Here is a 1,090-nt window from a genome sequence, read left to right on the forward strand (position 1 = left end):
GACCAATAAATTGTCTCAGCAATATCATCCGAACTTAGTGCTTGAACGCCCTCGTAAACTTTTTCCGCCCTATCATGATCACCCTTAAAGCGCACATTTGAATACTCAGTACCTGCGCTTAAGCCTGGCTCTATACAAGTAACACGTAATGCAGTTGCCGCTAAGTCAGCACGTAAATTCAAGCTAAACTGATTCACAAATGCTTTGGTTGAACCATATACATTACTGCCAGGGTAAGCATAAGAACCAGCAACCGAACCAATGTTAATAATATGACCACAATTACGCTCCACCATTCCAGACAAGAAAGCACGCGTCATATGCACCAGTCCCTTAATATTGGTATCAATCATTCGGTCCCAGTCTGAGAGAAAGGCTTGATGCGCTGGCTCCAAACCTAAAGCTAATCCAGCGTTATTCACCAATACTGTTACCGCAGCAAAATCTGCCGGTAATGTTGCGGCAAGACCATCAACCTGTTCGCTGTCACAAACATCCACAGCCAAGGTGAGTAATTTTTTTTGCTGCTCTAGAGGAAGGGATGCTTTTAAAGCTTCCAAGCGCTCCGTCCTTCTGCCTGCAGCAATTACTTTATGACCATGAACCAGAAAACGCCTCGCAGTTGCCTCTCCAAAACCAGCAGTAGCGCCAGTTACCAAAACGGTATGTTCCATAATTTCCTACTTATTTTTTGTTATTGACTGATTCATTTATATTACTGCGTATATGGCATTGTTGCGGATTTTCACCCACACCCTGACTTCATTGATTCTGCTGGGATTAATGGAAGGGGTTTTGGCTGATGAAAGCAAGTTCTCGGGGGGCTTTCTTAACCTAGAAAAAGCATCTGACCAGTACTCAAGTCAGCGGGTTCTGGAATTTTGGGGTTACCACAACGCCTTTGGAGAGCAAACTCAAAGTGATACCTTGAAGTTGCGCTATTACCAACCCCTCCAGTTTGATCGCTGGCGAGGCACTATGCGACTCGATACCTCCTACGTTTCAACTTATGGGCCTACCCTTTCGGAACAATCATCTGGCACTTACAACGCTGGCAATACGATGCTGACCGTCTGGGGAAATCACCCTA

1 protein-coding gene and 1 pseudogene are annotated in these 1,090 nt (G+C 45.1%); one reads left to right on the forward strand and one right to left on the reverse strand.

Annotation, left to right across the window (positions count from 1 at the left end; all coding sequences use genetic code 11):
* The coding region (locus tag B7Y67_RS19055; RefSeq protein WP_293599974.1) for an SDR family NAD(P)-dependent oxidoreductase at positions 1–674 on the reverse strand (674 nt) is incomplete at its 3' end.
* 52 nt (positions 675–726) lie between these two features.
* Between B7Y67_RS19055 and B7Y67_RS19060 the strand changes: the two are divergent.
* Positions 727–1,090, forward strand: a pseudogene (locus tag B7Y67_RS19060) (hypothetical protein); the annotation flags it as partial.

This window comes from Polynucleobacter sp. 35-46-11 (assembly GCF_002281105.1).